Annotated in this window: 7 protein-coding genes; 6 read left to right on the forward strand and 1 reads right to left on the reverse strand. The window is 71.0% G+C overall.

Annotated features, from left to right (window positions below):
* Positions 1–25: 25 nt before the first annotated feature.
* Positions 26–3,652 carry a tetratricopeptide repeat protein gene (locus JUB13_RS04410; protein ID WP_207477509.1) on the reverse strand — a complete coding sequence of 1,209 codons (3,627 nt, stop codon included), beginning with the start codon at positions 3,650–3,652 and terminating at the stop codon, positions 26–28.
* 165 nt (positions 3,653–3,817) lie between these two features.
* Between JUB13_RS04410 and JUB13_RS04415 the strand changes: the two genes are divergently transcribed.
* Genes JUB13_RS04415 through JUB13_RS04440 form a run of 6 tightly spaced genes read left to right on the forward strand, consistent with a single transcriptional unit; the run spans position 3,818 to position 14,365 of the window.
* The gene (locus JUB13_RS04415; RefSeq protein ID WP_207477510.1) at positions 3,818–4,984 is read left to right on the forward strand and encodes a glycosyltransferase; all 1,167 of its coding nucleotides are present in this window, start codon (positions 3,818–3,820) and stop codon (positions 4,982–4,984) included.
* Between the two features lie 57 nt (positions 4,985–5,041).
* Positions 5,042–7,048 (forward strand): O-linked N-acetylglucosamine transferase, SPINDLY family protein, encoded by a 2,007-nt coding sequence (locus JUB13_RS04420; RefSeq protein ID WP_207477511.1) that lies wholly within the window; start codon positions 5,042–5,044, stop codon positions 7,046–7,048.
* Complete coding sequence (locus JUB13_RS04425) at positions 7,045–9,645, forward strand: hypothetical protein (protein ID WP_207477512.1); 2,601 nt, start codon at positions 7,045–7,047, stop codon at positions 9,643–9,645. The genes JUB13_RS04420 and JUB13_RS04425 overlap by 4 nt, the downstream gene beginning before the upstream one ends.
* Positions 9,642–10,787 (forward strand): tetratricopeptide repeat protein, encoded by a 1,146-nt coding sequence (locus JUB13_RS04430; RefSeq protein WP_207477513.1) that lies wholly within the window; start codon positions 9,642–9,644, stop codon positions 10,785–10,787. The genes JUB13_RS04425 and JUB13_RS04430 overlap by 4 nt, the downstream gene beginning before the upstream one ends.
* 24 nt (positions 10,788–10,811) lie before the next feature.
* Positions 10,812–12,605, forward strand: a complete 1,794-nt coding sequence (locus JUB13_RS04435) for a tetratricopeptide repeat protein (RefSeq protein WP_207477514.1) — start codon at positions 10,812–10,814, stop codon at positions 12,603–12,605.
* A gap of 14 nt (positions 12,606–12,619) precedes the next feature.
* A complete protein-coding gene (locus JUB13_RS04440) occupies positions 12,620–14,365 on the forward strand; it encodes an O-linked N-acetylglucosamine transferase family protein (protein WP_207477515.1) in 1,746 nt (581 codons plus the stop codon).
* The last annotated feature ends 1 nt before the right edge of the window (position 14,366 follow it).

Here is a 14,366-nt window from a genome sequence, read left to right on the forward strand (position 1 = left end):
GCCGCGCCCACTCAGCCGCGCCCACTCAGCCCCGCGGTGCCAGCCCGTCGAGCGCTCGGGCCACCGCGGCGACCACCGCGTCCCAGTCGCCTGCCCGGGACTGGCGGAAGAGGCGCATGGTGGGGTACCAGGGCGTCGTCTCGCCCCCCAGCATCCAGCGCCAGTCCGGCACGTAGGGCAGCAACGTCCACACCGGCCGCCCAAGAGCGCCGGCAAGATGAGCGGCCGAGGTGTCGACGCTGACCAGCAGGTCGAGCTGCTCGATCAGCGCGGCGCTGTCCGCGAAATCCCTCACATGCTCGCCCATCTGCCGGAACTCCGGATGGGCCGCGAGGAAGGCCTGGTCGCCGGCCCGCACTCCCACCTGGACGCCCAGGAACTCGAACCGCCTGTCGGACAGAAGGGGAGCGAGGGAGGCAGCCGTCATGGACCGGTTGCGGTCGTTGAGATGCGCCGTGCTGCCGGACCAGACGAGGCCGATCCGGGGTCGCATCCGCGGGCCGAGCCGTTCGGCCCAGGGCGCCGCCCAGGACGGGTCCGTGCGGAGATAGGGAATATCGGCCGGCACGGTCTCGAGGCGCGTCCCGAAGGCGCGCGGCAGGCTCAGCAACGGGACATGGAAGTCGCAGGCGGGCATGGGATCGCCGTTGCAAAGCAGCCCATCGAGCACACCAGCCCCCCTGAGGAGCCGCTCCAGTTGCGGCTGGCATGTCATGACCATGCGGCCGCCGGCCGCCCGCACGAGGGCACCGTACCGCAGGAACTGCAGGGTATCGCCGAATCCCTGCTCGGTGATCGCCAGCAGCGTCCGGCCGGCCAGGGACGTGCCGTCCCATCTAGGGCAGCGCAGGCGCGCGCGATCGAGCACGAGGCCGTGGTCGGGCAGGTTCAGCCGCGCCTCGTAGAGACGGAACCCCTCTGGAAGGTCCCCGCGCAGCAGCACGAACTCGCTCAGATTTCGCTCGGCCTCGGCCAGGCCGGGCCGAATCGCCAATGCCTGACGCAGCGCCGCCTCGCCCTCGGCGTAGCATCCGCGGGCATGCAGCGCCTTGCCAAGGTTCACCAGCGCCGCCAGATCGCCGGGAGCCGCCGCAAGAGCGCGGCGCAGCAGGGTCTCAGCCTCTTCGATATCGCCGCGCCCCATCAGGACGACGGATAGATTCGACAGCGCGCTCGCATGGGCGTCATCGACCGCCAGGGCCTGCCGGAATGCCGCCTCCGCCTCCGCGAGGCGTCCCAGGCGGCGCAGGCAGAAGCCGACCCCGTTCAGAACGTCGGGGTGTCCCGGGACCTGCGCCAGCATCGGCTCCAGAACCGCCAGCGCGCCCGCGGCGTCGCCGGTCTGGGCCAAGGCCACGCCACGCGTGAAGGCATCGCTGGGCGAGGATTGGCCGTCCGGGGCTTCCGCGGCGGCGCCACCAGAGGTGCTACCGGCGGCTTGCGGCCGCCGGCCGGCGCGCGCGCACCAGCCGCGCCAGAGATCGCGCAGCGCCGCCTCCATGCGGCTGGCGAAGCCCCGGGCGTCGCACAGGGGTGCGGCCGCCATGCGGCTCCGCAGGCCGGCGCGCAGCGTGGCGAGCTCCTGGAGGTTCCCGGCCAGGCTCCTGGCCATCGCGGCATAGGCCGCCTCGTCGGGCGCGACCAGCCGGTCAAGCCCGAGGCCCCGCAGCAGGCTGACGCCCACGCGCCCGGCATGGCGCTCGCCCTCGAGGGTGAGCACGGGCACGCCCATCCAGAGCGCCTCGCAGGTGGTCGTGGTGCCGTTGTAGGGAAAGGGGTCGAGCGCCAGGTCCACTTGGCCGTAGGCGCCGAGATGTCCGTCCCTGTGCGGGATATGACCGAGGAGGTCCAGGCGCGCGGGATCGATCCCGTGGCGGGCGAACTGCGCCTCGACGTCGCGGCGGGTTCCCTCGTCCGCAAGCGGGCGGCTCTTCAGCAGCAGGCGGGATCCCGGCGTCTCGGCCAGGATGCGCGACCAGACGCGCACCACCTCGGGCGTCATCTTGGCGAGGTTGTTGAAGGATCCGAAGGTCACGTACCCGCGCGATAGGGCCGGCACGGGCCCGACTTCGGGCGCATCCGCCGGCGGCGCATAGCATAGGAAGCCGTCCTTCAGGCGGATCAGCCGCTCCCGGCTGAGCCGGTCGGCCACGGGCGCGGGATCCGTCACGGCATCCACGATGCGCGCGTCCATCGCCGCCATTCCGGTAGTGTTGGGATAGCCCAGCCAGGTCACCTGGACGGGCGCGGGCTTGCGCGCCAGCGCCGGCAGGCGGTTGTCGCCGGTATGTCCGGACAGGTCCACGATCACGTCGATCCCGTCGGCCCGGATCATCGTATCCATGGCGGCATCGCTCTGTCCGACCGTCGAGCGCCAGTGATCGGACAGCTCGCGTAGCCGGGCCGTGATCCCGTCGACCCGCCGCACCTCGGAATAGCAGAAGACCTCCATCCGTCCCCGGTCGCGCATCTCCAGGAGCGGGAGCAGGAAATGCGCGACCGAATGGCTCCTGAAGTCGGCCGAGACGAAACCGACCCTCAGGCGGCGCTCGGGATCCGGCACGTTGGCGTGGCCGGGCGCCGCCGCCGTCAGGCGATCCGGCGCCGCGGCCCAGTCCAGATGGGCGCGGTACACCTCCTCGGCCGAAAGGTCCGCGCCGTAGTTCAGGCACATCAGGAGGTTGCTCGCGACGCCGGGCGCGTCGGGCCGGAGCTCCAGCACGCGCCGGTACAGCGATCGCGCCTCGGCGAAGTCGCCCCGGTCGTTCAGCACGTTCGCGAGATTGTTCATCGCGTCGCTGAAGTTCGGGTCGATCTGGAGCGCGCGGCGGAGTGCGCTCCGGGCTTGGAAATAGAGGCCCCGTTCCTTCAGCGCGGTGCCGAGATTGCTGTAGGTCGGCGCGTAATCCGGCCGCACGGCAATGCCCGCGCGGTAGATCTCAGCTGCCTGGCCCGGCGCTCCGCGCTCGTAATAGGCGGTGGCCAGGTTGTTCAGGACCACCCCGGACAGCGGATCCAGCGACAGCGCCTTGCGATACGATGCGATGGCCTCGTCCAGCCGACCAAGGCGCTGCAGTGTGGAACCCAGCCCCTCGTGCGCGGCCGGCAGGTTCGGATCGAGCGCGATGGCACGCTCGTGAAGCGCGACTGCCTCGGCCGGGCGGCCGAGATCGAGCAGCAGACGTCCGAGGCCGTTCAGCGTCTCCGGGTGATCAGGCCGGAGCGACAGCGCCTTCCTGTAAACCTTCTCGGCTTGGTCCTTGCGGCCGAGATCGGACAGGACGATGGCGAGGTTCTGAAAGCCGGAGGCGTTCGTCCCGTCGATGGTCAGCAGGCGCTGGAAAACCACCAGCGCCTCGTCCAGCCGTCCCAGGGAGTGCAGGACCGCACCGAAATTGGCGAGGCAAGGCTTGTCGTCGGGATCGATGCGGACGGCATGGGCGAGGTGGGGCACGGCCTCCGCGGCCCGGCCCGCCTGGAACAGGAAGATCCCAGCGGCGTGGCGGCAGGCGGGGTCGTCGGGTGCCTGGGCAAGCGCGTGTCCGATCACCTGGAGCGCCCGGTCCAGCAGGCCCGCGCGGGCGAGGGCGGCGGCCTCCTGCAGCAGCTGCCGCGAGGCCAGCTGCGGCCGGTCGGCGGGGGGACTTGCCATGCTCGAGATCGCCCCGCCAGCTTCCAAGTCCGTCCCCATCGAAATCCAGGCCTGACGCCGTTCGAGACGCACCCTGGCAGGCAGGTCTTGTCAATTTCTTAATGGTTTGGTGACCAAAACCACGACCATTCCGCGTCACACAGGAACCAGGTTCCCGAGCCCAGCATGAACCTGCCCCTCGCCTTCACCTGGAGCCTCTCGGAAATGCACGGCTGGGGCCTGGTGGGCGTCCATGCTGCGCTCTACCTCGCCGAGATCGGCGAGCCGCCGCTGCTGCTCGAGAAGCCGGCGCTGTCGACCCTGAGGCCGCTCAACCGCGAAAGGCTCGGCGGCTTGGTCTCGGGATACGAGCGCATGATGGCGCTGGCGGCGGCGCAGCCGGGCGGGACGCTGGCGATCGACGCCGACGTGCTGCACGCGCTCGGCAACGGCTTCGAAGCCGGCGGAAGCTCGGAGCGGTTTCGGGGACGCCACAGCGTAGCGGTCGTCGCCTTCGAGGACACGCGCATGGATGGCGCAATCAGGGCTCGCGCAGGCCAGTACGAGCGCATGATCGTCCACTCGACCTACAACAAGGCCCTGCTGGAGGCAGAGGGGCTGCCGGACGTGCGGCTCACATTCCAGGGCATCGACCCGACCGAAATGGGGCCGATGGCGCCGTCGCGGCGGTTCGGCGACCGCTTCGTCGTCTTCTCGGGCGGCAAGCTCGAGTTCCGCAAGGGTCAGGATATCGTCCTTGCGGCCTTCAAGCGCTTCCACGCGCGGCACCCCGACGCCCTGCTGGTGACCGCCTGGCACAATCCCTGGCCGGCCACCGCCATGAACATGGCGGAATCCCCGCTTGCCGCGGCACCGCCCCGGGTCGGCGCCGACGGGCGGCTCGACATCCGCGCCTGGGCTGCCGAGAACGGCGTGCCGCAATCGGCCTTCGTCGATCTCGGCTTCATCGGTCGCGACAGCATCGCGCCGGTTCTGGCGGACTGCCATGCGGCGGTCTTCCCGAACCGCTGCGAGGGCGCGACCAACCTGGTCGCCATGGAGGCCCTGGCCTGCGGCGTGCCGACCATCCTGTCTGCCAATACCGGGCATCTCGACCTGCTGGGCCGCGACATCGCCTTCCCGCTCGCCGACCAGTCCATGGTGCCGGACGCCGCGGGTGCCCGGATCGGGTGGGGCGAATCCAGCGTGGACGAGCTGGTCGAGGTGCTGGAGACGGTGCGCACCGACACGGCCGAGGCGCGGCGGCGCGCCGAGCGGGCCATCACCTTCATGAAGACGGAGCGAACCTGGCGCTCCTTCGCGGAAAGCTTCGTGGCGGCTTGCCGGGGCTGACGGTTCCGCGGTCTGCCCCCGAAGCCAGCAGCCCCACACCGAGGACGAGTGACGCGCATGAGTTCCCTGTCGCGCCAGCAGAGACGAGCCGCCCAGAAAGCCGCGGCGAAGGGCCGCCCGGTCGCCAGTGCCAGCATGTCCGCACCTTCCGCCGACGCTTCGATCGCGACGCTCTTCGACAAGGCCGTCGCAGCGCACCATGCCGGCCGGCTCGACGAGGCCGAGGCGGCCTATCGCGAGATCGCGGCCAGGCAGCCCGACCACACGGACGCACTGAGCAACCTGGGTGTCCTGCTGAAGGCGACCGGCCGCCTGGACGAGGCGATCGCGACCTACGAGCGCGCGCTGGCGATCCGCCCCGCGCCCATGGTCCTGAACAATCTGAGCTGCGCGCTGATGGAGGCCGGGCGCGCCGTGGAGGCGGTCGAGGCCGTTACGCGCGCCGTCGCCGGCAAACCCGACTACGCCGAGGGGCATTACAACCTCGGCAACGCCCTGCGCCAGGCGGGTCGGTTCGACGAGGCCAAGGCCGCCTACCTCAAGGCGGTCTCGCTCAAGGCCGATTTCGCCGCGCCGTGGAGCAATCTCGGCGACATGCTCAAGGGCCGCAACCAGTTCACCGAAGCCGTCGAGTGCTTCGTCAACGCGATCCGGCGCCAGCCCGGCCTAGTCGAGGCCTACAACAACCTCGCCGAGACGCTGAAGGACCAAGGCCGCCACCGGGAGGCCCGCCAGATCCTCGAGAAGGGGCTGGAGCTCGCCCCGGGCCATGCCGTGATGCGGTCCAACTACGCCTTCTGCCTGTGCTACATGGCCGATATCCCGCCGGAGCAGATCCTGCGCGAGCACGAGGCCTGGGGCCGCATCGTCGCGGCGCCGCTGGCGCGCGGCTCCCGCCCGTTCGCGAACCGCCCCGAACCCCAGCGCCGGCTGCGCATCGGATACGTCTCGCCCGACTTCAACGGCCACTCGGTCAGCCATTTCTTCGAAGGCGTCCTGCGCCAGCACGACCGGGCCGCGGTCGAGGTCTTCTGTTATTCCAACGGCCAGGTGGTCGACGAGACGACGGAGCGGCTGCGCAGGCTGGCCGACCACTGGCGGGTGATCCGCAAGGTCCCGGACGAGACGGTCGCGCGGATGATCGAGGCCGACGGGATCGACATCCTGGTGGACCTGGCCGGCCACACGGCCAACCACCGGCTGACCGTCTTCGCCCGGCGGCCGGCCCCCGTGCAGGCCACCTGGATCGGCTATCCCAACACCACCGGCATGGCGGCCATGGACTACCGCATCGTCGACGCGGTAACCGATCCGCCGGGAAGCGCCAACGCGCTGTGCACGGAAAAGCTCTGGCGCCTGCCCGATACCTTCCTGTGCTACCGGCCGCAACCGGGAACACCCGAAGTGGCGCCGCTTCCGGCCGCGGTGGGCGCGCCCTTCACCTTTGGGTCCTTCAACAACCTCGCCAAGGTCACGGACCACGTAATCGCGACCTGGTCCGAGATCCTCCGGCGCGTCCCCGGCGCACGCCTGCTGCTGAAGGCGAAGCAGTTCCTGGACGGCGGCACCCGCGACCGGGTCGTCGCGGCCTTCGCGGCCCAGGGCATCGAGGCCGGGCGGCTGGTGCTGCTCGGCGCCACGGCCTCGCCGAGGGACCATCTCGCCCTCTATGGCCAGGTGGACCTGGCGCTCGACCCCTTCCCCTACAACGGCACCACGACCACCTGCGAGGCGCTCTGGATGGGCGTCCCGACGGTGACCCTGCTGGGCCGCACCCATGTGGCGCGGGTCGGAGCGACGCTGAACCTCGCCTGCGGCCTGGGTCACCTGGTGGCGCCGGATCTCGCGGCCTATGTCGAGACCGCCGTCGCCCAGGCGGCCGACACGGCCGGCCTTGCGGCGCTGCGCGCCCGCCTGCGCGAGCAGGTCGCGGCCTCGCCGCTGTGCGACGCTCCGCGCTTCACCCGCAACCTCGAATTCGCCTACAGGGGCATGTGGCAGGCCTGGTGCGCGTCGGGCCAGGTGGCCGCGACGAGGCCGGCCGCGGAGGCCGTCCCGGCATGATCATCGACGCCTTCACCTTCTTCAACGAGCTCGACGTCCTCGAGCTTCGCCTGCGCGAGCTCCACGGCGTGGTCGACCGCTTCGTCCTCGTCGAGGCGACGCGCACCCATGCCGGCCGTCCCAAGCCGCTCTACTTCGCGGATTCCCGCAGCCGCTTCGCTCCCTGGGCGGACAAGATCCGCCACATCGTCGTCGACGACCTGCCGGCCGACGGCGATGCATGGGTGCGCGAGAACATGCAGCGAGACGCCATCCTGCGCGGCCTCGACGGCATCACCGGCGACGACGTGATCCTGGTGTCGGATGCCGACGAAATCGTCCGCGCCGGGGTGGTGGCGGGCCTGCAGGCCGAGCGGACCCAGGTCTGGGGCTTCCGCCTGGCGCTCTTCTACCTGCGCCTGAACTACCTGAACGCTGCCGGCCCCGAGGCACACGTCGTCTGGCCGGTCGGTGTGAGGGCGCGCCTGCTGGCGCGGTACAGCCCTCAGAAGCTCAGAGACAGCCGGTTCTGGCTGCAGCTCGGCGAGAACGGCCGCCTGCCCGACCATGCGCGCGTCTTCGACCGCGCCGGCTGGCACTTCTCGTTCATCGGCGATCAGGCGCATGTCCTGAACAAGATCAGGAACTACGCCCACCAGGAGAACAACACGCCCGAGACCACGGCCGCGATCGACGTGGAGCGGGCGCTGGCCGAGCGCCGCGACCTTTTCGGCCGCGACAACTATCTCTGGGAACGCATCCCGCTGGGAGGCGACCTGCCGCGAAGCCTTTCGGAGCGCCCGCAGGACTGGGCCCGGCACCTGCTTCTCGAGCCCGAGGAGCTGCTGGCCCTGGTGCGCCGAGCCGAGGCCGACGGCGCGCCCCAGCGCGCGGCCGAGCTGCGCGCCCGGCTCGTCGCGGCGACGACTCCCGCGGCAGGCCCTGGCGGTGCGACTCCCGTGCGTGCCGGCGCCGGCTCTACGTCTGGAAGCGTCGAGCACCACGCCGGGCACCACATCGAGCGCATCACCGGCCTTGAACGCGAGGGTCGGCTCACCGAGGCGCTGGAGGCCTGCGCGGAGGCGCTGCGCCGCTGTGCGGCGCTGTCGCGCGCCGACGGTCCCATGCCGGCGACGCTGTTCGCGCTGGGCGTCAGGCTCTGGCAGGCCGGTGCCTTCGCGGACGCCGACCGCTGCTTCCGCATGGCCGACGCGCTGAAGCCCTGCGATGCCGCGACGCGCCGGAACATCGCGATGACCTTCGGCTCGCTCGCGAATGCGGCGATGGAGCGGGACCCGGTTGCTGCGGTGGGCCTTCTGCGGACCGGCCTCGCCTATGCGCCTGACGTGGCCGAGCTGCATGCCGCCATGGCGATCGCATGCCAGAAGACCAATCCCTATGATGCCGCCGTCCACCTGTTGACGGCGAGCCGGCTTGCCCCGGACGATGCCGGCCATGCCGACAACGCCTGGCGCGTCCTTTCGAAGCTCGGCGGTGAGCTGGCCGGCGACGTCGACTTTGCCGGCCTCGTGGCTCTCGGCCGCGGCCCATATCCCGCCTGGATCGGCCTCGGCAACCAGCGCCGCGCCGCGGGAGACCTCGCGGGGGCCGAGGCGGCCTTCCGCACGGCTCTCGCGCTGGCGCCCGACCTGCCCTTCGCCGCGAGCCGCCTCGCCTGCCTGCAGGCCGAACTGGGCCGGTTGGAAGAGGCCGACGCCCTGTTCCAGCAAGCGGCGCGCCAGCCCGGAACCCGCGACGCGGCGATCCGGCTCTCAGACAGCTTCATGCGCGGGCTGCTGGGCGAACGCGTCGTCCAGGCCCGGCTATCGGTGCAGGGCGCCGCGCCGGCCGCATCGGCCGGGATCGTCGTCTTCGCCGGCGCCGACATGGGCTATCTCCGCCGTTTCGGCACCAGCTTCGCCGCCTCGCTCGCGGGGTCGGGCCTGCCGGGAGCGCATCTCCACCTGCATGTGGTGAACCCGGACGAGGGTCTTGCGGCGGAGATGGAGGCTATTTCGGGGCGGCTTCCCGGCTGGACGCTGGCCTGCAGCACGGAGCGTGTCGACCTGGCGCCTTTCGGGGCCGAGGCGCGGACCTACTTCGCCTGCGCGCGCTTCCAGGTGCTGCCCGAGCTGCTGGCGCGCTATGGCCGGCGCATGCTGTGCCTGGACATCGACCTGATCGTGCAGCGCGACCCGGCGCCGTTGCTGGCCGTGCTGGACGAGGCAGAGCTCGCCATGGTCGAGAGCCCCGGCGCCGACGTCTGGAACCGGTACTGGGCGGACGTGATTCTGCTTCGGCCGAGCCCGCGGACGATCGAGACACTGAGGGTGGCCGCCGCCTACATGCGCAGCTTCCTGAAGACGGGGCGGGCACGCTGGTTCCTCGACCAGATCGCGCTCTTCGCGGCGCTGCGCTGCCGCCCGGCTGGCGAACGCCCGGGCTTCGCATCGCTGCCGACCTCGATCCATCGGCTGCAGATGCGGCTGATGAGGGACGGAAGCCTCGTCGGTGACGAGGACGCCTATTTCTGGTCCATCAGGGCCAGCCTGCCGAGCGCCGCGGCGCAGATCGCATCGACCGCCTTCACGCGCTATGCGCAGGGAGGGCAGCCGTGACCGCGCCCGCGATGGCGCTGGCAGCGCAGGTGGGTGCCGTGCCGCCCGACCAGCTCCTGCAGGCCGCGGCGGCCGCCCACCGGGACGGCCGACTCGACGAAGCGGAGCTGCTGTACCGCCGCGTGCTGGATGAGGCGCCGGACGATCCCGATGCCCTGCATCTTCTCGGAGTGCTCCTGGGGCGCCGGGGCTCGGACGGGCTTGCTCTGATCGAGCGAGCCCTGGCACGCAGGCCGGACTGGCCGGACGCCCTCTACAACCTCGCGAACGGACGCATGCGCGAGGGCGGGATCGAGGCCGCCATGGCGCTGCTGCGCCGGGTGCTCGAGCTGGAGCCCGACCACAGGCCCGCGCGGAACCTGCTGCCGATCGTGATCGACCGCGCCATCTACGCCTGCGGAGGCGCCCCTGTGCCGCCCGAGGGCGACGTGGTGCTTTTCCTGAACAAGCGCGGCCTCGGCGACAACCTGCTGTTCTCGACCCTGCCCGGCCTGTTCGCCGCCACGGGGCGGCGGTTCTTCGTCTCGGACCAGAATCCCGTCCGCAATCCCGAGATCCACGAGCTCGTCTGGGGCTGCAATCCGCATGTGGCGGGGATCTCGAAGGCCTTCCCGAATGCCGGGGTGGCTCCGATGCTGAAGGGCTTCGACCGGCTGACCGAGATCACCAACTGGCTGACGCGCATGGAGGTCCTGCACGGCTTCGCGCCGTCCAACGACCTGCCGCGCCTCCACTACGCGCCGTCGCGGCACGCGCAGCTCGCCGGGGCGGTGCTCGTGGACCTCCACTCGAAGACCATCCACTACAGGCCCGAGAGCCTGCGCGCGTATCTCGACATGATCTGCGCGCGCTTCCATTACGCACGCGCGGATCTCGTGCAGATCGCCTTCGCGGGCCCCGATGTCGGCGATCCCAACCTGCGGCTCGAGGGCGTTCCGACCTATACGGTGAAGAGCATCTTCGACTATTGCGACGCCATCGCTTCGGCCAGGGCGCTGATCACCGTGCATTCCGGCGCGAACTCAATGGCGGCGGCGCTCAGGCGCGACGCGCCTTCGCCGATGCTGCACTGCGCCGTCGACGCCGAGCACTTCAATCAGAAGTGCTACATCTGGCGCAACATCGACTACACGATCGTCTGAAGGCGGACGGGGGGATCGGAGACAATGACTGCCCAAGCGGCCCTTGCCGGCACCGACCTGGCGGCGCTCCTGTCCGAGGGGCTCGCCCATCACGGGCGGGGCGACCTGCCGCGGGCGACGGCCTGCTACCGCGCCGTTCTCGCCGCCGAGCCCGGCCATGCGGAGGCGCTGCACCTCTCGGGCGTGGCCGCCTACCAGCTCGGCCGCAACGACGAGGCGGCGAGACTAATCCGCCAGGCGATCGCCCGCAGGCCCGACAGCGCGCACTACCACAACAATCTCGGCAGCGCCCTGAAGCGTCTGGGCCGCCACGACGAGGCGTTGGAGGCCTATCGGGAGGCGCTGCGCCTGGAGCCGCGCCAGGCGGATGCCGCGGGAAACATGGCGCGCCTGCTGCGGGACCTCGGCCGCACCGGCGAGGCGCTGGACGCGTTTCGCCAGGCACTGGCCAACCATCCGTCGGATGCGGACCTGGCGCTCCAGGCCGGCTCGCTGATGCTGAACGCGGGCGCGGTCGAGGAGGCCATCGCGCTGTACCGGCGAACTGCCGAGCGGCCGCCGGGCCATGCCGGCGCCTTCAGCAATCTCGGAGTCGCGCTGCGCCGGCTGGGCCGGCTGGACGAGGCGGTGGATGCTTACCGGGCGTCTCTGCGCCTGGACGGCGCCGCCGCCGGGACATGGTCAAACCTGGGGGTCGTGCTGGCCGACCTGGACCGGTACGCGGAGGCGATCTCCTGCCAGCAGCGCGCCATTTCCCATAGCCCTGCCTATGCGGAGGCCCATCTGAACCTGTCGCTGGCCCTGATGGCCGAGCGTCGCCACGACAAGGCGCTTGCCGCGGCGCGCGAGGCGGTGCGGCTGAAGCCCGACCTCGCCGAGGGCCACACGCAGCTCGCCTCCGTCCTGCTGATGCTGGGCCGCTACGCCGAGGGCTGGGCCGCCTACGAGTGGCGGACGCGGATGCCCGACTTCCCGTCCCCCGTCCGCAGCTTCCCCACGCCGCGCTGGGACGGCGGTCCGCTGTCCGGACGCTGCATTCTCGTGCATGACGAGCAGGGCGTCGGCGATGCCTTCCAGTTCGCGCGGTTCGTGCCGCTTCTGGCACGGCAGGGCGCGACCGTGATCCTCGAGTGCAATGCGCGGATCACCGGCGTGATGCGGGGGCTCGATGGTGCCGCCGAGGTGGTGGCCCGCGGCATGCCCGTTCCGGCCCACGATGTCCACGTGCCGTTGCTGAGCCTGCCGCACCTGCTGGGCACGACGCTGGCGACGATCCCCACTGCGGTGCCCTATCTGCGGCCGGAGCCCGAGCGCCAGCGGCGTTGGGCCGAGCTGCTGAAGGCGCGGGACGGCGGCCGACGCCTGCGCGTGGGGCTGGTCTGGGCAGGCAATCCCGAATACAAGGCCGACCGGATCCGCTCGCCGGGGCTGAAGCCCTATCTGCCGCTGCTGGACGTGCCGGACATCGCCTTCTACGCCCTGCAGCAGGGCGCCGGGCGGCGCGACCTCGACGGGTTTCCGGGGCACCCCAGCTTCACCGACCTGGTCGAGGCCGGCAACTGGGACGACACGGCCGCCGTCATGGCGAACCTGGACCTCGTGATCTCGTCCTGCACCGGCCCGGCCCACCTGGCAGGGGCGCTGGGCCGCCCGCTCTGGGTCGTGCTTCCCCATGCGGCGGAGTGGCGCTGGCTCGAGGACATCGACGACAGCCCCTGGTATCCGACGGCACGCCTCTACCGCCAGCCGCGGCAGGGCGACTGGGATTCCGTCCTGCTCCGCGTACGCGACGACCTGCGCCGGCGCGTGGGCCGTTGAAGGAGACGGACATCTTGACCGCCGACATCCCGACCCGAACCGGCCTCGCACAACGGCTGATGACCCTCGGCGCGGCGTCGGTCGCCGTATTCGCGAGCTCGCCCGAGCGCAAGCAGCTCGCCGACCTCCAGCGCTGCGGCGAGACGGCGCTCCAGCCGCTGCCCGAGGTCGACCGTCGCTTTTTCGCGGAAAAGGTGCGCCCGGAGCTGCACAGCGGCTCCCAGCGTCGCGCCGGCCTGGCACGGGTCGCGGCGACGCTCTTCCTGGCGCCGCACGAGCTGGACGACCCCGCATTCGACGCGGTGCCCCTCCAGATGCTCGAGGACTATCTTCGCTGGGCCCTCACACCGCCGGCGCTGCTGACGAGCGGGAACGACGGCAATACGCAGGTCGTGATTCAGGAGACCCTGCTCGCCGTCATCACGGCCCGGCTCGCCGTCGAACCTGAGTCCCCGTTTTGGAACCAGGCAGCGGCGGTGGCGGTCACGCGTCTGAACCTGATCGCCGCCTATATGTCGACCCGGAACCTGAAGGCGCTCTGCCGCCTGCGGGCCGAGCTGCTGGATCGATGGCTGCGCAGGAACGGCCACGCCGTCGACTGGGCCCCACCCCCGCGCCGGCCGGGCCGGATCCGGCTCGGCGTGCTGCTCGGCGACCTGACGCCGCGCACGGAGACCTTCACGACGCTTCCCGTCTTCGCGGGGCTCGACCGTTCCAGGTACGAGGTCACGATCTTCCTGCAGCACCCGACCGGCGGCGCCATCGAGCAGGCCCGGCGCGCGGCGGGCGACAGCGTGCTGGCCCTGCCCGAGGACACCGGCGAGGCGGTGCGCCTGATCCGCAGCCGCGACCTCGACATTCTGCATATCGGGATGAACGTCACGGCGGTCACCCACCGGGTGGCGCTCGTGGCGCTCCACAAGCTCGCCCGCGTGCAGTGCACGGGCTTCTCCTCTCCGATCACGACGGGCTTTCCATCGGTCGACTTCTACGTCAGCGGCGAACTGTCGGATGACCGGGCGGAAGCGCATCAGCACTACACGGAGACGCCGCTTCTGCTCCCGGGCGCCGGCTTCTGCTTCGACTACTCCATGGCACCTGCCCCGTCCGTCCGGATCCCGGACCGCAGGGCCATGGGCACCGTGGGACGGACCGTCTTCGTCAGCGGGGCCAATTTCTACAAGATCGGTCCAGATCTGCGCGCCAGCTGGACGCGCATCCTTGCATCGGTGCCCGGATCCCTGCTGGTGCTCTATCCGTTTAGCCGCGCGTGGAGCAGCGCCTACCCCGAGGAGCGTTTCCTCGAGACCTTCAAGGCAGAACTCTCTGCCGCAGGCGTGGTCGACGGCATCCGGATCATCAAGGGCCTGCCAACGCGCAGCGATGTGGTCTCCCTGCTGCGCCAGTGCGACATCTATCTCGACTCCTTCCCTTATGGCGGCGCCAACACGACCTTTGATCCGCTGGAGGCGGGCCTGCCGGTCGTGGCGGCGGCCGGTGCGACCCTGCGCAACCAGCAGGGAGCCGCGATGCTGCTGGAGCTCGGCCTCGGCGAGCTGGTCTGCCAGGATGCCGAAGCCTATGTGGCCCGCGCGGTGCGGCTGGGTCTCGACGCGGCCTACAGGAAGGCCGCAGCGGCGGCCGTCACTGCCCAGATGGCCAAGCGCCCAACCTTCGCGGATCCCGCCGCATACGGCACGCTGATGGATCTCGCCTTCCGCCGCATGCTGGAGCGCAAGGCCGTGCCGCTGGCGGCCTGAG

This window comes from Arenibaculum pallidiluteum, from assembly GCF_017355985.1.
GTDB classification, from domain to species: Bacteria; Pseudomonadota; Alphaproteobacteria; order Azospirillales; family Azospirillaceae; genus Arenibaculum; species Arenibaculum pallidiluteum.